The organism is Nitrospira sp. (assembly GCA_029194535.1).
In the GTDB taxonomy this organism is placed as follows: domain Bacteria; phylum Nitrospirota; class Nitrospiria; order Nitrospirales; family Nitrospiraceae; genus Nitrospira_C.
Genome location: JARFXR010000001.1, coordinates 419,947 through 438,868, shown reverse-complemented (window position 1 = coordinate 438,868; position 18,922 = coordinate 419,947). Strand labels below are relative to the sequence as shown.

Annotated in this window: 16 protein-coding genes; 1 reads left to right on the top strand and 15 read right to left on the bottom strand. The window is 61.7% G+C overall.

What is annotated here, in order from left to right; all coding sequences use genetic code 11:
* The first annotated feature begins 117 nt into the window (after positions 1 to 117).
* Entirely contained in the window at positions 118 to 1,329 is a 1,212-nt protein-coding gene (locus P0111_02050; GenBank protein ID MDF0642788.1) for an outer membrane beta-barrel protein, read from the top strand.
* A gap of 4 nt (positions 1,330 to 1,333) precedes the next feature.
* On the opposite strand, the gene P0111_02045 is transcribed toward P0111_02050, so the two are convergent.
* The 15 genes from P0111_02045 to pyk form a co-directional block, all read right to left on the bottom strand.
* Entirely contained in the window at positions 1,334 to 2,029 is a 696-nt protein-coding gene (locus tag P0111_02045; GenBank protein MDF0642787.1) for a response regulator, read from the bottom strand.
* 41 nt (positions 2,030 to 2,070) lie between these two features.
* Positions 2,071 to 4,773, bottom strand: a complete 2,703-nt coding sequence (locus P0111_02040; GenBank protein ID MDF0642786.1) for a sensor histidine kinase KdpD — start codon at positions 4,771 to 4,773, stop codon at positions 2,071 to 2,073.
* Positions 4,774 to 4,931: 158 nt separating this feature from the next.
* Positions 4,932 to 5,504, bottom strand: coding sequence for a potassium-transporting ATPase subunit KdpC (kdpC, locus tag P0111_02035; GenBank protein ID MDF0642785.1), 573 nt, complete (start codon positions 5,502 to 5,504; stop codon positions 4,932 to 4,934).
* 7 nt (positions 5,505 to 5,511) lie between these two features.
* Entirely contained in the window at positions 5,512 to 7,629 is a 2,118-nt protein-coding gene (gene kdpB / locus P0111_02030; GenBank protein ID MDF0642784.1) for a potassium-transporting ATPase subunit KdpB, read from the bottom strand.
* Positions 7,630 to 7,640: 11 nt separating this feature from the next.
* Positions 7,641 to 9,446, bottom strand: coding sequence for a potassium-transporting ATPase subunit KdpA (kdpA, locus tag P0111_02025; protein ID MDF0642783.1), 1,806 nt, complete (start codon positions 9,444 to 9,446; stop codon positions 7,641 to 7,643).
* Positions 9,446 to 9,535 carry a K(+)-transporting ATPase subunit F gene (gene kdpF / locus P0111_02020; protein MDF0642782.1) on the bottom strand — a complete coding sequence of 30 codons (90 nt, stop codon included), beginning with the start codon at positions 9,533 to 9,535 and terminating at the stop codon, positions 9,446 to 9,448. Before kdpF ends, kdpA begins: the two co-directional genes overlap by 1 nt.
* A gap of 253 nt (positions 9,536 to 9,788) precedes the next feature.
* A complete protein-coding gene (locus P0111_02015) occupies positions 9,789 to 10,268 on the bottom strand; it encodes a DUF1566 domain-containing protein (GenBank protein ID MDF0642781.1) in 480 nt (159 codons plus the stop codon).
* A gap of 584 nt (positions 10,269 to 10,852) precedes the next feature.
* Entirely contained in the window at positions 10,853 to 11,686 is an 834-nt protein-coding gene (locus P0111_02010) for a site-2 protease family protein (GenBank protein MDF0642780.1), read from the bottom strand.
* 152 nt (positions 11,687 to 11,838) lie between these two features.
* Complete coding sequence (locus tag P0111_02005; protein MDF0642779.1) at positions 11,839 to 12,681, bottom strand: MBL fold metallo-hydrolase; 843 nt, start codon at positions 12,679 to 12,681, stop codon at positions 11,839 to 11,841.
* A gap of 41 nt (positions 12,682 to 12,722) precedes the next feature.
* Positions 12,723 to 13,016, bottom strand: coding sequence for a GYD domain-containing protein (locus tag P0111_02000; GenBank protein MDF0642778.1), 294 nt, complete (start codon positions 13,014 to 13,016; stop codon positions 12,723 to 12,725).
* A gap of 19 nt (positions 13,017 to 13,035) precedes the next feature.
* Positions 13,036 to 14,508 carry a pitrilysin family protein gene (locus P0111_01995; protein ID MDF0642777.1) on the bottom strand — a complete coding sequence of 491 codons (1,473 nt, stop codon included), beginning with the start codon at positions 14,506 to 14,508 and terminating at the stop codon, positions 13,036 to 13,038.
* Positions 14,505 to 16,127: a pitrilysin family protein gene (locus tag P0111_01990; GenBank protein ID MDF0642776.1), complete on the bottom strand. Its 1,623-nt coding sequence runs from the start codon at positions 16,125 to 16,127 to the stop codon at positions 14,505 to 14,507. Before P0111_01990 ends, P0111_01995 begins: the two co-directional genes overlap by 4 nt.
* The gene (locus P0111_01985; protein MDF0642775.1) at positions 16,124 to 16,771 is read right to left on the bottom strand and encodes an HAD-IA family hydrolase; all 648 of its coding nucleotides are present in this window, start codon (positions 16,769 to 16,771) and stop codon (positions 16,124 to 16,126) included. The genes P0111_01990 and P0111_01985 overlap by 4 nt, the downstream gene beginning before the upstream one ends.
* A complete protein-coding gene (locus P0111_01980) occupies positions 16,771 to 17,328 on the bottom strand; it encodes a hypothetical protein (protein MDF0642774.1) in 558 nt (185 codons plus the stop codon). The genes P0111_01985 and P0111_01980 overlap by 1 nt, the downstream gene beginning before the upstream one ends.
* A complete protein-coding gene (gene pyk / locus P0111_01975; GenBank protein MDF0642773.1) occupies positions 17,325 to 18,809 on the bottom strand; it encodes a pyruvate kinase in 1,485 nt (494 codons plus the stop codon). Before pyk ends, P0111_01980 begins: the two co-directional genes overlap by 4 nt.
* Between the last annotated feature and the right edge of the window lie 113 nt (positions 18,810 to 18,922).

The following is an 18,922-nucleotide window of genomic DNA, read 5'->3' as shown; positions in this document are numbered from 1 at the left end:
CACGCGTTGACTTCATCTTTTTACCTCATTTTGACGGAGAATGCGCTATCGTGTTCGGTGGACTCGGCAGCAGGCGTCGTTGACACGAGCCGTACACGAAGAGGAGGAGCCGTTCGAGTGAACTGGAACCCATTGCGGAGGGGCGGTCTGGCCGTCTGGTTGATCGCCGCCATCATTCCAGTTCCGGCGTCGGCGGAAGAACAGACGTCTCGACCGTTCGCCGACGGCTCCTCCGTCTCGGGAGTTCCGGCAGAATCACCCGTTGAGTCGGCACACTTCGATAAGCTCCTCTGGCACTACGGAGGATTCATCGATCTCGGCTATTCGCTCGACTTCAATTTCCCAGCGAATCATGTGTTCCGTGATCGCAGCACGACACCGAAGGTCAACGAGCTGAATTTGAACATGGTAGGGGGTTACGTGCGTAAAGATGCGACTGAATCGTCTCGATGGGGGACGGAGTTGCTGGTGCAGGCCGGTGAGGACTCGAAGGCCTTCGGATTCGCGGTCGGACTACCCGAGGTGCCGGATTCCGATGTCTGGCGCCACTTCGGACGGGCAAATGTGTCCTATCTGGCTCCCGTCGGGAATGGGCTCACGGTTCAAGCGGGATTGTTCAACAGCTTTATCGGATACGAATCGCTGTATGCCAAAGACAACAGCAACTACACGCGCGCATGGATCGCCGACTATTCGCCCTACCTGATGTTTGGAGTCAATGCCGTCTACTCGTTCAACGACCGGTGGACCGGAGCCTTCTTCATCATCAATGACTACTTCCACCTGGAAAATTCGAACAGCGTCCCGAGCTACGGAGGGCAGGTGCAGTACAAGCCGGCTCCGACTTGGACCTTCAAAGAAACGGTCTATTACGGACCCGATCAGTCCGACACGGCGATAGAATTTTGGCGTTTCTTCTCGGACAGCATCATCGAATGGAAAAGAGACCGCGTCACTCTGGCCATCGACTATCAGGTCGGGACACAGAGAAATGCGTCCGTGGCCGGCAACCCTCGGGATTTCTACACGGGAGCCGCCCTGGAAACACAATGGCGCATCATCGGCCCCTGGGCGGTGTCGGTCAGGCCTGAGCTCTATTGGGACCGAAACGGGCTGATGACAGGATCCGAGCAATTCATCAAGGCCATCACGACCACGGGCGAGTACCGGATTCCCTACCAACGGACCAATACGATCTGCCGGCTGGAATACCGGTACGACGACTCCACCGGACCAGGCGGGGGATTCTTCAAGGGTACGAACAACGTGCTCACACCGGGGCAGCAGATGCTGATTTTTTCGATCGTCGGGACCCTCGACTCGCCGTAATGCCTCAGTCCGTCTTGAGTCGATACCCCACCCCCAACTCCGTGACCAGGTACCGTGGTTGCGCGGGATTGGTCTCGACCTTGTTCCGAAGTTGTCGCATGTAGACTCGCAGGTAATGAGATTCATCGACGTGCAACGGACCCCACACCTCCTTCAGCAATTGGCGATGGGTCAGGACCTTCCCGGCATGGCGGACGAGCGCCGTGAGCAGCTTGTATTCGATCGGAGTGAGATGGATTTCCTTGCCCGACACGAACACCTGTCGCCGTCCGAGATCAACACGCAATCCCTCGACCGAAAACACCGACTCGCCGGCGTCGGCGACACGAGCGACATGCCTCAAGGCGGTGCGCATCCGAGCCAGAAGCTCGTGAACCCCGAACGGCTTGGTCACGTAATCATCGGCACCCTGATCGAGCGCTCCGACTTTCATCTGCTCCTGCTCCCGGGCGGACAGCACGATGATCGGCGTGGCCGTCCATTCCCGCACCTGGCGAATCACCTCGGTTCCGTCAAGATCGGGCAGACCGAGATCGAGTAAGATCAGATCCGGGTTTCGCGCCCTGGCTTCAGTGAGGCCGTCCTGTCCCGTCGTCGCTTCTATCAATCGAAAGCCGTGTGCGGGCAATGTGGTGCGGAGAAATCGCCGGATCTCCGGTTCATCTTCTATGACAAGCACTGCGACTTCCTGTCCGGACATCACGGGGATTGCCTCTCGGTGACTATAGTGTTCGGAATCGATCAGACCGTCCTGACCTCGGCCTGTTCCGATTCCATGGACGGTTGCTGCTCCGGCAGGGGAATCGCGAAGCGGAAAATCGCCCCTCCTCCCCGGCGGTTCTCGGCCCAAATGCGTCCGCCGTGCGCCTCCACGACCCCGCGACATATCGTCAGTCCCAATCCGACACCTCCTCCGCGCGCCATCTTGCCTCGATAGAACTTGTCGAAGATGCGAGTCTCTTCCCCCTCCGGGAGACCAGGGCCTCGATCGGCGACCTCGACCACGATCTCACGATCGCCTGCCGATGCGGACAGATCAATCGTGCTCCCTGAGGGCGCATATTTCGCCGCATTCTCAAGCAGATTGATGAGGGCCTGTTCAAGCAGGACGCCGTCGACCAGCATGAGCGGCAGGTCGGGGGGAAACGCGGTGTGGACGGTGTGGGCGCGCAATCGCCCCTCCACCCGCGCAAGAGCCGCCCCGACGATTTCGTCCACCGGATGCCATTCCTTGCTCAGCTGCACCGCTCCGGCCTCGATACGCATCATGTCGAGCAGGTTCTTGAGCAGGCGGTCCAGGCGGTCGGCCTCCCGGCAGATCGATCGGGCGAGATCGAGACGAGCCGAAGAGTCCAGCTGCCCGTGCTCCTCGACCAGGCCGCTGGCGGCGCCGGTGATGGTGGCGAGCGGGGTCCGCAGATCATGCGACACCGAACTGAGAATCGCGTTCCGCATCCGCTCGGTCTCCGCCTGTACCTGCGCGTTGTGCGCCTCTTCGGAGAGGCGGGTGCGCTCGATCGCCAATGCAATCTGACTGACAAGCGATTCGAGCAAGTGCAACGCGTCGGAGTCAAGCAAGGGACCGGGAGCCTTCGGCCGTACGGCCACCACTCCGATCGGTCCCGTCGACGCCACCAAGGGTAGATAGAGTCCGTTGGCCCCGGGCAGCGTATCGGTTCCGAGGCCGGCAGGCTCGTTGTGGTCGAACACCCACTGAGCCACGCCGGATTCTTTGGGGTCGAACTCGAAATACAGGTGTTCACCCAGTTGAAGCCGGACCCGCTTGTCTGAGTCGGCCAGGAAGATCGCCACCTGACTGTCGAACACCTCACGCAGGTGTTGCACTGCGAGCCGCGTCAACACTCCCGTCCCTCGGTGGGTCGCGAGATCCCGACTCATCGCGTAGAGTACGCTCGTCCGCTGTTCCCTGGCCCTCGCCAACTCGGCTTGCTGTCGAATCCGGATGGCGAGATTGCTGATGACCAGCGCGACAACCAGCATCACGCCGAAGGTCAACAGGTATTGAATGTCCGAAACCGCGAAGGAGAAGTACGGCGGAACGAAAAAGACGTCGAACGCCCCGACGCTCAGAAAGGAAGCGAGCACCGACGGGCCGCGGCCGCAGCGGATCGCCACGACGACCACGGCGATGAGATACATCATGATGAGATTGGCGGATCCGAAATACGGAAACATCGCCCAGGCGATCGCGGTCGCGCCCAGCACTCCTAAGGATGCGTATCCGTATCCCGACAGATCGCTGGTTCGCTGAAAACTCCGCCGGGCCAGAGGCTGACCTTCCCCGGCTTCCCCCGTGATCACATAGATATCGATGTCCCCGCTCTGATGGACGAGGTCCGATACGACGGAGCCGAAGACCCACTCCTTCCACGACGACCGTACCGGCTTGCCTACGATGATCTTGGTGACGTTGCGGCGACGCGCGTAACTCAACAGTTCCTGCGCCACATTCTCGCCGGTCAAGGTCGCCGTTTCGGCGCCGAGCTGCTCCGCCAGTCGCATGGTCTGCGACAGACGTTCTCGTTCTCGCTGCGGCAAGCGAAGATGTCGGGGAATCTGAACGTACACGGCGATCCATTTGGCGTGCAGTCCGGCGGCCATCTGACGCGCGGATCTGATCAGTCGCGGGCCGCGGGGTTTCATGTTGACGCACACCATAATGGTTTCCGCCGCCGGCCAGGTTCGGATCACCGCGTGGTCGCGGCGATAGACTTCCATCTGCTGGTCGACGCGCTCGGCGGTGCGCCGCAAGGCAAGTTCCCTGAGTGCGATCAGGTTCCCTTTCGTGAAGAAATTCTGAATGGCATGCTGGATCTGTTCAGGAACATACACCTTGCCGTCCCTGAGTCGTTGCAACAGATCATCGGGAGGCAAATCGATGAGCTCTACGTCATCGGCCCGCTCCAACACGGAGTCCGGCACCGTCTCGCGCACGCGCACCCCGGTGATCTGCGCCACCACGTCGTTCAAGCTCTCGAGGTGCTGCACGTTCACCGTCGTGTAGACGGTGATGCCGGCCTTCAGGAGCTCCTGAACATCCCGCCATCGTTTCTCATGACGGAGTCCTGGGGCATTGGTGTGAGCCAGCTCATCGAGTAGGATCACGGTGGGACGTCGCGCCAGGGCTCCATCGAGATCGAACTCATGAAGTACGGTGCCGCGGTAATCGACCGCGCGGCGAGGCAAGACTTCAAGGCCGTTCACCAGCGCGTCGGTATCTGGACGCCCGTGCGTTTCCACGAGGCCGATGACCACGTCCGTGCCATCGCGCCGTTGCTCCTGGGCCGCTTCCAACATGGCATAGGTTTTCCCCACACCGGGATTGGCTCCGAAGAAGACTTTCAGTTTGCCTTCCGACCGTCTGGCTTCCTCGGCGCGAACCCGTTCAAGGAGTGCGTCGGGATTCGGTCGTTCCTGGCTCATGAGAGGAGCCTCCCGTCGCGAGACGTGGCGTGGAGCGGAAAGTCCGCTTGAATTCTAGGGGAGGGCGAACAGGCCGTCAATGAGACGTCGTACATCCGGTGCGGCCCGACGCCGGGAATCGCGCCGACCGGTATGATCAGCTGCTCACACACTCGAGATCAACGGATCTGATCAAGCGCCATATTCAACCTCAACAGGTTGACCCGCCGCTCTCCCAGCAATCCAAACTGGCGCTCTTCCCGATGCCGGATCACCAGGGCCTTCACCGACTGCTCTTCTATCCCTCGGACACGCGCGACCCGCTTCACTTGGTAGAGTGCTGCGGCCGGGCTGATGTGGGGATCGAGCCCGCTTCCGGACGCCGTGACCAAGTCGACTGGAATGGGCGCGTCGTTGCCGGGATCGGAGGCTCGGAGGGCGGCGATTCTCGCTTTCACCGCTTCGATCAGGACCGGATTGGTCGGACTCAGATTCGATCCGCTCGACGCCGCGGCATTGTAGGGAGCCGGCGAGGTCGCCGATGGACGGCTCCAAAAATATTCCGGTTTGTCGAAGTGCTGTCCGATCAACTCAGACCCGATGACTCGACCGTCACGAGCGATCAGGCTGCCATCGGCTTGGTGCGGATAGAACAGTTGCGCCAGACCGGTCACCGTCAGAGGGTAGACCAAGCCGGTCAGCACCGTCAGAATCAGCAACATCGTCAACGCCGGCCTGATGTGATCGTTCATAACGTCCTTACACGAGATGGAGCATGGTTAAGATCATGTCGATGAACTTGATTCCGACAAAGGGCACGACCACGCCGCCCAATCCGTAAATGCCCAAATGACGTCGGAGCAGCGGCCCGGCTCCGATCGACCGATAGGTGATGCCTTTCAAAGCCAACGGAATCAACGCGACGATGATCAAGGCGTTGAAGATGACCGCCGACAACACCGCGCTTTGGGGAGTGGCCAATCCCATCACGTTGAGCGCGTTGAGGGCTGGATAGGTCGTCGCAAAGGCGGCCGGAATAATCGCAAAGTACTTTGCCACGTCGTTCGCGATACTGAACGTCGTCAAGGCTCCGCGGGTCATGAGCAACTGCTTGCCGATTTCGACGATTTCGATGAGTTTCGTCGGGTTGGAATCCAGATCAACCAGGTTGCCCGCTTCCTTCGCAGCTTGGGTCCCGGTGTTCATCGCCACAGCCACGTCGGCCTGCGCCAATGCCGGCGCATCGTTGGTGCCGTCTCCCGTCATGGCGACGAGACGCCCTTCAGCTTGAAGGTCACGGATGAGCCTCAACTTGGCTTCGGGTGTGGCCTGCGCCAGGAAATCGTCGACCCCTGCCTCCGCCGCCACCGCGGCAGCCGTTTGAGGATTGTCGCCGGTGATCATGACGGTTTTGATGCCCATCCGTCGCAGCTCGCCGAACCGCTCCCTGATCCCGCCCTTGACGATATCTTGAAGTGCGATGACTCCGAGGACCTTGCCGCTCTCCGCTACCGTCAGGGGCGTCCCGCCCCGCTTGGCGATGGTTTCCACTTGAGCGCGCACGAATGGAGAGAATCGTCCTCCACGCGCCGCCACGTAGGATTCCATCGCCTCGGCCGATCCTTTACGGATTTCGCGACCCTGGAGATCCACTCCGCTCATGCGTGCCTGCGCGGTAAACGGAATAAAGGTGGCGCCCAGCTCATGAATGTCTCGCGCCCGCAGTCCGTACTTCTCTTTGGCCAGCACGACGATGCTGCGGCCCTCCGGCGTTTCGTCCGCCAAAGAGGCCAATTGACACGCATCGGCCAATGCCTGCTCGCTCACCCCTTCAGCCGGAACGAAGGCGGTCGCCTGACGATTGCCCAACGTGATGGTGCCGGTCTTGTCGAGCAGCAGCACATCGACATCGCCCGCCGCCTCCACGGCTTTTCCGGACATGGCGACGACGTTGGCCTGCACCATCCGATCCATCCCGGCAATCCCGATAGCCGAGAGGAGTGCCCCGATGGTCGTGGGAATCAAACAGACCAAGAGCGCCACGAGCACCGTGACCGTCACCGGAGATCCTTGTCCCGCTGCCGTCACGCTATAAAGAGAGAAGGGAAGGAGGGTGACCGTCGCCAGTAAAAACACGATCGTCAGCGCCGCGAGAAGGATATTGAGGGCGAGTTCATTGGGCGTTTTCTGACGTGCAGCCCCCTCGACCATGGCGATCATCCGGTCGAGAAAGCTTTCACCCGGATTGGTCGTGACCTGAACGATGAGCCAATCGGACAGGACCTTCGTCCCTCCGGTCACCGCGCATCGGTCACCGCCGCTTTCTCTGATCACGGGAGCGCTCTCGCCGGTAATGGCGCTCTCATCTACCGACGCCACACCGTCGATGACGTCACCGTCCAACGGAACATAATCTCCCGCCTCTACGAGCACCACATCGTCTTTCTTGAGAAGATTTGCCTGAACCGCGCTGAACGTATCGCACCGCTGGAATTTATGGCGCCATCCTGCATGGTGTTCGCGACCGGATTCGATGCTTCCGAGTTTTTTGGCTGTCAATTCCAGGCGGGAACGTCGGAGGGAGTCGGCTTGCGCTTTGCCCCTGCCTTCCGCCATGGCCTCGGCGAAATTCGCTAAGAACACGGTAATCCAGAGCCAGACTGTGATCGAGAAAATGAACCAAGTCGGCGCTTCTCCGGCGCCCCCGAGTGCCTGCACAAACAGGACGGTCGCGACGAGACAGCCGACCCAGACGACGAACATCACGGGATTCTTGATCTGATGACGAGGATAAAGTTTGAAGACGGCATCGAGCATCGCGTGACGCACGACCGGTGCATCGAACAGGGATCGCGGTGTATCGGACGTAGCCATCATGTGACTCCTCGTTACCGCCCTTGCATCAACAGGTGTTCGACCACGGGCCCCAGCGCCAGGGCCGGCAGAAATGTCAACGCCCCGACCATGATGACCACGCCGATAAGAAGGACGACAAACAAGGCGGTGTGGGTCGGCAACGTTCCGGGTCCGGCCGGTACCGGTCTTTTCCTGGCCAGGGCGCCTGCCAGCGCCAGAGTCGGAATGGCCAGCCAAAACCGGGAGATCAACATCGCAAAACTTCCCACGAGATTATAGAACGGTGTATTGACGTTCAGGCCGGCGAACGCACTGCCATTGTTGTTGGCCTGGGACGTAAAGGCGTACAACATCTCACTGAATCCATGGGCTCCGGGATTCAACACGGACGACGTGCCGGCGCTCGTGCTGACCGCGAGTGCCGTACAGCCAAGCACGATCAGCGGCATGATCAGAATGAGCAATGACGCCAGTTTCATTTCATAGGGTTCGATTTTCTTTCCAAGATATTCCGGTGTCCGCCCCACCATCAATCCGGCAACGAACACGGCGACGATGGCGAACACGATCATGCCGTACAGCCCTGACCCCGCCCCGCCGAAGACCACTTCACCGAATTGCATGAGGAACAGCGGGACCAATCCGCCCAGCGGAGTATAGGAATCATGCATCGAGTTCACCGACCCGTTGGACGCCGCGGTGGTCGCCGCAGACCAGAGGACCGAACCGGTGATACCGAAACGCAGTTCCTTGCCTTCCATGTTGCCCCCGGCCTGATCCTCGGATGCCTGCTGATCCATGCCGGCGCTCGTCAGCCAGGGATTCCCTCTCTGTTCAGCCCACAGCCCGACCGGGATGAAACAGAAAAGAAGGATCGCCATCGCGGCGAGGATGGCCCAGCCTTGGCGCGTATCTCCAATCATGACGCCGAAGGTGTGGCACAGCGAAGCGGGGATCAGGACGATCGCCAAGACCTCGAGAAAATTGGACCATGGCGTCGGATTCTCGAACGGATGCGCGCTATTCACGCTGAAAAATCCTCCGCCGTTGGTGCCGAGTTGTTTGATGGCGATCTGTGACGCCGCGGGTCCTACTGCAAGCACCTGTTCGCTGACCGTGACGGATTCTACTTTTGGTTTCCCCTGTTCATCGAGCACAGGCCGACCATTCGAATCCGTGACAGGCTTGTCGTAGCCGGCCGGCTGCACCAGCGTCGCCGTCCGAGAGGCATCGAATGTCTGCACGACGCCTTGAGACACCAAGAGAAGGGAGAGGAGCAGCGAGAGGGGAAGAAGAATGTACAGCGTGCTCCGGACCATATCGACCCAAAAATTCCCGATCGTCGTCGAACTGCGGCGCGACAAGCCACGAATCAAGGCGACGAGAATAGCCATGCCCGTCGCCGCCGACACGAAGTTTTGAACCGTCAGGCCCAACATCTGCGTCAGGTAACTCAATGTCGTTTCGCCTCCATAGGCCTGCCAATTCGTGTTCGTTGCGAAGCTCGCGGCGGTGTTGAACGCCAGATCCGGTGAGACGGCCCCGAGGCCGGCTGGGTTCAACGGCAGGAGATGCTGCAGCCGCTGCAGTCCGTACAGGAACAGGAGACCTGCGGCATTGAAGAACAACATGGCGATGCCGTAGGTTTTCCAATCCATTTCGTCGGTGGAACGAATCCCGCAGAGCCGATACATGGCCCGTTCAACAGGACCGAGCAACCGGTCCAATCCGCACGGCTTACCTTCATACACTCGCGCCATGAACCAGCCCAACGGCTTGGCCAATCCCAACAACACGACGAAATAGAGGGCAATTTGGGCAATCCCGTTGATCGTCATCAGAACTTCTCCGGCTTGAGCAATGCCACCAGGAGATAGATCAGGAGGCTCACGGAAAGCGCGGCGCCGAACCAGTACATCACGTTCATAGGCGTCTCCCCTACAGTCGATCCAGCGCCGTGACGAGCCAGACCGACAGGACGAAAAACCCGATCGTCAAACTGAGTATGAGCACATCCATCCGTCACCTCGTCTCATCCCACGCTCAAACGCTACCAAACACCGTATAAAAACGGTGTCAAAAATCCAGTGGGAGCGTGGGGGAAGAGTCAAAGGTGCCGAAGCCGGGCGATCAGCTTTCGGTCTGGGGGTGGGAAGGTCGGAAGAGCGAGGAACGGCGCGTCATTGATTCGGCTCGTCGAGGACGCACCACATGCGGCGGGTGCCGGACTTCTGGTCGGTCACCGGTTCGCCGCTGAAGAAACTGACTTGCCAGGCGACGATCTCGTCCTTGGGATCCGGCGTCGCCGTCCAGTAGATCTCTGATTTGATGTTCGAGAAGGGATGACCGGGCGGCAGCGCCGGATCATGCTGCGACGGGTCGATCAGGGTTTTCAGTTCGTCGACGGATGGGGCACGCCACGTCTTGCGACCCCCGACCTCCTTCGTCCTGCAGCGTTCGATCGATCGGCTCCAAACGTCATGTTCACGATCCGGTTCCTGCTCCCAGATCAAACCGGTCCCGCCATCCCGCACGCCAGCCCCGTCCATGACCAGGGTGAATCGAGGGCCGCCTGGCGGATCAGCCGCGATGGAGGCCGTCGCAAGACAGCAACAGGTTCCCGCTATCGCCAGAGCGGCACATCGTCGTCTCTTGGGCATCGAGTCCTCCCGGTCGTGTATGGAGGGCTCTATCGTAAAAGAGTCGCGACCGAGGAGCAAGTGAGACCGTCACAGGGAAAGGCATCGATGACGATGCCGCAGAAGCACCGCACCCCGGACGCAGGCGACGAGCAGCGCAACCACCCCCGGCGGTGCGTCATCCGGGCCGGATGATCATCGTACTCAAGCCACCCGAGCCTGTTTGATTGACAGGTCGAACAGGGACCGATGGCGCCGTCGGCGATTCCACCTCCCCGCCGGTCCCCGGCCCGGTGTCGCCCTAGCGGTGTGTTGACAACCTGTACGACCGTGCCTGAAGGAGAACGACATCTCAGATCACAGACGGAACCGGAATGCCCCGCAGGCTGTTCAGAAAGGCCGCAGCAAGGTCCGCGACGCGAAGCATAATGAGCGTTACGTCTGCGGACGGGCGCGAGTTGGTGAGCGCCCAGTGTCTTGAAGGCGAAGCGTATACCATTCTCACCCGCCCGCCCACCGCCTGTCGGAACAGGCGTGTTCCCGGGCCGTACGTTGAGCCTCTGAGCGACGCGATTACGCCGCTGGCGGACTTTGTCAACAGCCTGTTAGTGAAAGGAGAACGGGATCGGCGCGAAGGTGACGACAAATACCACAAGGGCCAGCCATCCCACGATCATTCTGGCGGTACCGAGCGGCATGTTCGGGTTCCGGACCGGAGGATGTCCGAGACCCCAAAGACCCGCCATGAAGGCCCAGACGAACCAACCAGGCCATCCGACGAATCCGAGAACGATCAACATCGGCACGATGGCGAATGCCATCGTGCGCTGACGCGAGCCCCACAGCGCATAGGCGACGTGACCGCCATCGAGTTGTCCGATGGGAATGAGATTCAAGGACGTCACGAAGAGACCGAACCACGCGGCGAAGGCCACGGGATGCAGGACCACATCGGCCTGCGGCGGGAGCGCCCCGATCACGATCCAGGAGAGAAACTGGAGCAGGAGCGGCTCTCCCAGTTGCAATCCGAACGTCGCGGTCCGGTCCACCACCGTGGACAAGTGTAGCCCGATGATCAACGCGATGACCGCGACGATGAAGCCCGCCAAGGGGCCCGCGACCCCGATGTCGAAGAGAGCCCGACGATTGAGGATCGGCCCCCGCATGCGGATGATGGCGCCGAACGTCCCGATGAAATGAGGCGGGCCCGGAATAAAGAGAGGCAGCGAGGCGGGCACCCGATGAATTTGTGACAGTACATAATGGCCGAGTTCGTGGGTGACGAGGATGAACAACAGCGTTCCCGCAAACGGCAGGCCCTTCCAGAGCCTGTCCGGATGCGCGAGGAGAAAATCGACCGGCCCCCTCACCGTACCGCCGTAGGCTTGATACGCGCCGGCCCACAAGGTCGTGAAGATCGTAAGACAGAACAGTCCCACGGGCAGGATCCACTTCGAAAACGCGGATGGTTCCTCTACATCGTCGAGGTCCGCCTCGGCGGGCGGCGCTGACGTACCCGCTCTCTGTCGCGCCTCTTCCTCGTCTACAGGCTGAGAACGATTTGTCTCGACAGGCTCCATAGCACAACTCTTCAGCCGAAGGAGACGAACGGGTTGTGCTCTCGTTCCTCCGCCACCGTCGTCGCCGGACCGTGTCCGGGCAGCAAGCGAATCTCGGCCGAGAGCGTGAGGAGACGGCGGCGGACCGAATCGAGGTGTGTCTCGTAGAGGGCGCCGGGATTCGAACGCCCGATCGAGCCGGCGAAGAGCGTATCACCCACGAAGCAGAGGGGCTGCTCTGGGTCTTCCACCCGGTAGCAGATTCCGCCCGGTGTGTGACCGGGTGTCGTCAGACACCGGACCGTCCTATCCCCGACCCTGATGGTCATACCATCTGGAGGCGACGTGAGGAGTCCGGTCTGCGGCTGCCAATCCAGCAGGGTGATGTCGGCCGTCCCAAGGAACACCGGCACCTCTCGATGAGCCAGCAACCGGTCGATCCCCCGGGCATGGTCGGAGTGCCCGTGGGTCAGGCAGATGCCGACCAGGCGCAGGCGCCGATTGATGAGTGCGGCGATCATGGCCGGCGCATTGTAGCCCGTATCGATCACCAGGGCCTCTCCACCGTCATGGAGCAGGTAGCCTTGCACGCCATAGCCGCCGACTGATCCGTAGATGGTCTCCACCCAGGGTGGCGTATGCCGTTCGGCCGGCTGCCAGTTCTCGATCACCATCCCGATCAACGGATCGGGCCTGAGCCCCAGAGCCTCGGCCAATGCTCGAACCGTCTGGCGATCGGGCGGCCGATTCCCCCGCTCAAGTCCGGCAATTTCTGCGTCGCTCACCCCCGACGCGCGCGCGACCGCTCGGATCGAGAGCCCAAGCCCCCCGCGTGCCTTCTTCAGGATGTCGCACAGGTCGTCTTCCAGCGGCATGGCATGCCTGATTCATCGTGCCGTCGGCCGATGTCCGCCTGCTAGGGGAGCGCGGCAAGGATGCGGCGGTAGTCCTCCTCGGGAAACGCTTTCAGCGTCGTCGAGCGCACGTTCCCCGACGAGCCGAGTTTGAGCGCAAAGGCGGCCTGCTTGTCGTTGTTCGGCATGTCGAGGATGAGGACCAGATCATACCCTCCGAGCGTCATGTAGAAGGACTTGACCTCGCCCCCCAACTCCTTTGCGAGCTTTTTCACGGCGTCCAAACGCTTCGGCGAATCTTTGACGTTTCGGATGCCCTGATCCGTCCAGTTGAGCAGCATGACATAGGTCACCATAGCGCCCTCCCCGGCAGCCCTAGCTTTCTGGCTCAAGCCTGATTTCCTTGACCTCCCCGAATCCAGACAACATCTTCGGCAATGCGCCACCCGGCCCGACGGCCACAATCGTCAACCGGTCGGGATGCAGGTGTTTCTGCGCCGCGGCAAGCAGCTCCTCCCGCTTGAGCGCGACGACGCGGGCGCGCAGTTGCTGTAAGAAGTCCTTCGGCAGCCCGTCATACTCAAGTTCGATCAACCGATTGACGACGGCGGCGGAATTCGGAAACGAAAAGACGAAGGAGTTCACATACGCTTCCTTGGCCTCCGCCAGTTCCTCCTCCGACACCACATCGGTGCGAATGCGCTCGAGGTTGGCCACAAACCGGGTGATCACTTCCTGTGTGGACGGCAGCTTCGTTTCAGCCCGCATCAGCCAGACGCCCTGATCGTGCACCCCCGCCGTGAGGCGGCTCCCGACCGAGTAGGCCAATCCCCGTTTGGTCCGGACATCGTTGAAGAGGCGGCTCCGGAACGAACTGCCTCCGAGAATGTCGTTGGCCAACGCGAGGGCCGGATAGTCTGGATCGGTCTCCTTGATGGACAAATGGCCGACCCGAAGATGCGTCTGGCTCGTTTCCTTGCCGACGAACCGGATCACCGGCGCCGAGGCCGCCGACCCCCTGGCATCGGGGATCTTCAGATCCGGCACCTCCCCCTTCTTCCAGTCCCCGAAGGCCTCCCGCAGCATCGCCAGCATCTCGTCCTTCCGAAAGTCGCCGGTCACCCCCAGGATCATGCCGTTCGGATACACGGTCTTCCCGTGGAAGGCCACCAGGTCCGCGCGCGTGATCCGCCGGATGGACTCGACCGTGCTCTCCCTGGCGCTCGGATGGTCGGAACCGTACAGCTGCTTCAGAAACTCGCGGCTGACGATGGAACCGGGATTGTCCTGTCGCCGCCGGATGCTCTCGATCGCCTGAAGCTTGGCGAGCTCCAGCCGAGCCGGCTCGAAGGAGGGGGAGCGGAGCAGTCCGGCGAAGATGTCGAGGCCGCGCTTGAAATCCTTGCTCAGGACGTCGAGCGAGGCGGAACCGGACAACCGCCCGATCGCGATGCCGACGTCGGCGGCGAACTGCTCGAGTTCCTGATCCACCTGCTCGGCCGAGCGTGTGCCGCCGCCGCCGGTGCGCATGGCCGTACCGGTGATCGCGGCCAGACCGACTTTCTCCGCCGGATCAAGCCAGGCTCCCGTGCGCAGGGTCGCGGACAGGGTGATCAAGGGCAGTTCGTGGTCCTCAAGAAGATAGACCACCATCCCGTTCTCGAGCACCACCCGGTCTGGTTCGGGCGGAGTGAATTCGACCGGATCGAACTTCATCGCCCTCGGATCGGCGGTCGTCGCGTCGTCGCCCGCGGCGACCATCAACGGAAACAGCAACGCGAAGGCGGCCATCCCTGAGGCCAAGCCGGTTCGCGGACTAGTCGATCGTACAAGGTTCACGACATTCATCGAGTCACCTCACCGGCCGGCGCCGCGGCCGCCTGTTTCACTGCGACCTTCTTGACCAACGTCGCCACGGTTCGATTTGATTTGGTGAAGTATTCCGAGGCCACGCGTTGAATGTCCGCCGGCGTGACCGCCGCAATTTTGTCTCGCGCATTGAGCATGTACCGCCAATCCCCGGCCACGGTCTGATAGAGGGCGAGCTGAGAGGCGAGCCCGCTGTTGGAACGCAGCGCCCGGACCAGATCCGCATCCAAATTATTGAGCACCTTCTCCAATTCCTTCGCGGTGACCGGCTCGCTCTTGAGCCGCTCCAACTCGGCCAGTATCGCGGCTTCGACCTCCGCCGTCGTATGAGGCGCCAGCGGCGTCGCCTGCAGCACGAACAGATTGGGGGCGCGCACGCCCGGATAGTTGGCGTCCGAGTTGACCGAGGAGGCGAGCCTGCCGCCCAGCACCAGTTTGGTATACAAACGCGACGTCAATCCATCCGTCAGGATCTCGTCGATCACGTCGAACACGTAATCGTCCGGATGTCCGAGGCCCGGCTTGTGGAAGCCGATGGCCAAGGAAGGCTCCGCGTCGAACTCGACTTCCACCCGGCGCTCCCCGCGCTGCGGGGGTTCGACCGTCACGATCTGCGGCGGGGGCGGCGCGGGCGGAATCTTCCCGAACGTCTTCTCGATCAAGGCGATCACGTCCTTCGGGTTGATGTCGCCCACGATGCCGATCGTGGCGCGGCCCGGGCCGTAATACGTCTTGAAAAACGCCTCCGTGGTAGCGGGCGTCAAGGACAGAATGTCGGATTCCCACCCGATCGTCGGGACCCCATAGGGATGGGCGCGGAAGGCGGCCGAGGTAAAGGTTTCGAAGAGCAGGCCGCTCGGGCTGTCGTCGTTGCGCAGTCGCCGCTCTTCCATGACCACGCCCCGCTCCTTATAAAATTCCCTGAGCACCGGGTTGGCCATACGGTCGGCCTCGATCGCCGCCCACAGCGGCAACCGGTTGGAGGGCAGGTTGATCATGTACCGGGTCAAATCCTTCCCGGTCGCCGCGTTCAGTCCCACCCCGCCATGACGCTGGTACAGCAGCGCCATCTCGTTGCCGGACACATACAGGGCGGCTTGTTCTTGCAGGTCTTTTACCCGCTGCTGCAGGGCGGCGATGGCGGCTTGCTCGTCCGGGTCTGCGGGCCGTTCCTGAGATCGCCGAGCCGCATCGCGCTGTCGCTGTTCGAGCTCCGTACCGGCGCGCGACAGCTCGTCGAGGAGCGGCTTCTCTTTCGCGTAGTCCTTGGTCCCGATCGTTCTTGTTCCCTTGAAGGCCATGTGCTCGTACAAGTGCGCAAGCCCGGTCTGTCCGGCCTGTTCGTTGACGCCGCCGACCGCGAAGGTCATGTTGATCGAGACGATGGGCGTTTGATGCCGCTCGACCATCAGCACCGTCAAGCCGTTGGCCAGTTTGTGCTCGATCACCCGCTCTGCCAAGCCCGGCGCGGCGGCATAAAGCAGATTGAGGTTCAGGTTCAGACTCAGGAGCAGCCCGCCGCCGAAGATCACCATCCCGAGAATTTTTGCGTTTGTACTCGCCCTGAACCTTAACCTCAATCTCAGCCTGTTGTTCATTCGAATATCTCCATCAGTTGTTCCGGTCGTTCAATGAACCAGTCTGGGCGGCAGGCGGTCATGCGCTCCCGGTTGCCCATGCCGTAGCCGACCGCGCAGACGCGGATTCCGGCGTTATGGCCGCCGTTGATGTCGTTGGTGCTGTCCCCCACCAACACAGTCCGGTCCGGCGCGGCCTGCAGGCGTTCCATGACGTGCAGCAACATGCCCGGTTCCGGTTTGAGGCCGAACCCGTTGTCGCCGCCGACGACGAACTGAAAATGCTGCGCGCCGAGGCCCTGCAGGATCACGTTGGTGAATTCGATGGACTTGTTGGTGGCCACCGCCTTGCTGGTGCGCCCAAAATGCTGCAACGCCCGCTCGATGCCCGGGTAAAAACGCGTGCGGTCGAGGCAATGCGCCAGGTAATGCCCTCGAAAGACCCGCAGCGCCTCGTCGAAACGGTCCGGATTGTTCTCTCCCACCGCCTGCCTCAGCAACTTCTTCACGCCATCTCCGACGAAACCGAAAATCTCCTCGAGACGGCGCTCCGGCAGCCCGAGCTCCGCCAGCGTCAAATTCACGGAGGCAGCGATGTCCCATTTCGATTCGATCAGCGTGCCGTCCAAATCGAATATCAGCAAGTCGACCGGCGTTTTTCCCATTACTTCACCTTCCGCAATTCATCTTCCAACCCGGCGAGTCGGTCCCGCTTGTCCGGTTCGCTTTCCTTTACCCAAGCCTCGCGCACGTAATTAAGCATCCGCTTCTGGCCGACATGCGGGGGCAGCACCGGCTCGATGATTCTCCAGCGATTCTTGACCGATTTGACTCGGACGCGGATTTCCTCCGTTCCTGCCTCGGGAACGAATCCCGCGGTTTCAAGATAGACGGATCCGATGATGTGGAACACCACCGGCACCACCACTTCCAGGCGATCGATGATGTCCCACTGGGTGTAGTGCTCCGCCACGCTGAAGCCGCGGATGACCACGATGCGCCCCCAGGTCGGCTCGTCCCGCCAGTCGGTAAACGGCGCAACCGCTTCGAACGACAGAGAGTCCAGGCGCGCGCCCTTTTGATCGAGCAGGAAATACTTTTTCACGATCTCGGCCGGCGAATGCTGAAGGGCGCCGGTTTGTCCGGCCGCCGTGCCGCTCAACAACAACAGCCCCAGCAGACTCAGGAGGGCCGGCACCGACCGACAAGGCCGACGCCTCATGGGACCTCGTGCAACTTCATGAGATTCGTGCCTCCCGGCTGTCCGATCTGCGTCCCGGACAGGATGACGATCCGTTCGCCCGGTTTCACGAACCCCTCCGCCTTCAAGCGACGTTCCGCTTCGTGAACCCGCTCGTCCGTTTGCGCAATCTGGTGCATGCAATGCGGGATCACGCCCCAATAGAGCGCCATCCGCTGACGAACGAGCTCGAACGGGGTGAAGGCGACGATCGGAGCCGCAGGCCGCTGCTTGGAGATCAACCGCGCCGTCGCGCCCAACTCGCTGAAGGCCACGATCGCGCTGGCCGTGATGGCCCAGGCGGCCGTGGATGCCGCGGTGCAGATCGCCTCCGAACAGGACCGCGCGTCGCCGTCGGCGTCACGCCGGCGCAGGGCTGAGGGCTCAATCCCTTCCTCCGCGGCTCGGATGATCCGATCCATGACCCGAACCGTTTCGACCGGGTAGCGTCCGATGGCGGTTTCCGCCGACAGCATCACGGCATCGGTGCCGTCGAACACCGCGTTGGCGACATCGGAGGCTTCGGCTCTGGTCGGACTGGCACGCTGGGTCATGGATTCCAACATCTGGGTCGCCGTAATGACCAGCCGTCGACGGCGGTTGGCCTCGGCAATAATACGCTTCTGTAGGACCGGCACGGCTTCGGCCCCCATCTCGACACCCAGGTCGCCGCGCGCGATCATGACGCCGTCCGCGGCGTCCAGAATGGCGGGCAAGGCGTTCACAGCCTCGACGCGTTCGATCTTGGCGATGATCGGCACGTCCCGCCCGCAGCCGGCGACCAACTGCTTCGCGGCCTCGATGTCCTCCGGTCCGCGGACAAACGACAGTGCAATATAATCCACACCCGCCGCGACTCCGAACCGGATGTCCTCGCGATCCTTCTCCGTCAGCGTGGGGGCACTGACGTTCGTCCCGGGCAGATTGATGCCTTTGTGCGAGAGGATGCGCCCGCCGGTGACGACCAAGCACTCGACGACGCCGCCGGCAATTCGAGTGACCGTCAGCTCGATCAGGCCGTCGTCGATGAGAATGCGGCCCCCCGGCCTGACGTCGCGAGCCAAGTGCTGGTAGGTCACGGGAACGTCGATCTGACCCCCGGACCTCGCCCCGGACGCGGCATCCATCTGAGCGTCCTGAGCGCCCGATTGGGCCAGTTGACCGCCCGACCTGGCCAGCGCCGTCCGCAGTCGCACTGATTGCCCTGCTGCGACCTCCAAACCCTGTTCGCTCATCTCGTCCACCCTGATGCGCGGTCCTTGAACGTCCTGAATGATGGCGACCGCGACCCGACGGCCGGCGGCGGCTTCGCGAACAGCCTGGATGGCGCGGCCGTGCGAGGCATGCGTGCCGTGGGAGAAATTCAGTCTCGCGGCATCCATCCCCTGCTCGATGAGGCGACCCAGCGCGGCCACGGACTCAGTGGCCGGACCGATCGTGCAGACGATCTTGGCTTTTCTCATACGACGCTCTTCGTGCTTGACAAGACAGGAACCGCCACCCAATATCTTTACTGGGCCAGCGCCGCAGGCATCCGGAAGGCAGCTGGACGGAGAAATGTTCCTCTCGCGTGATG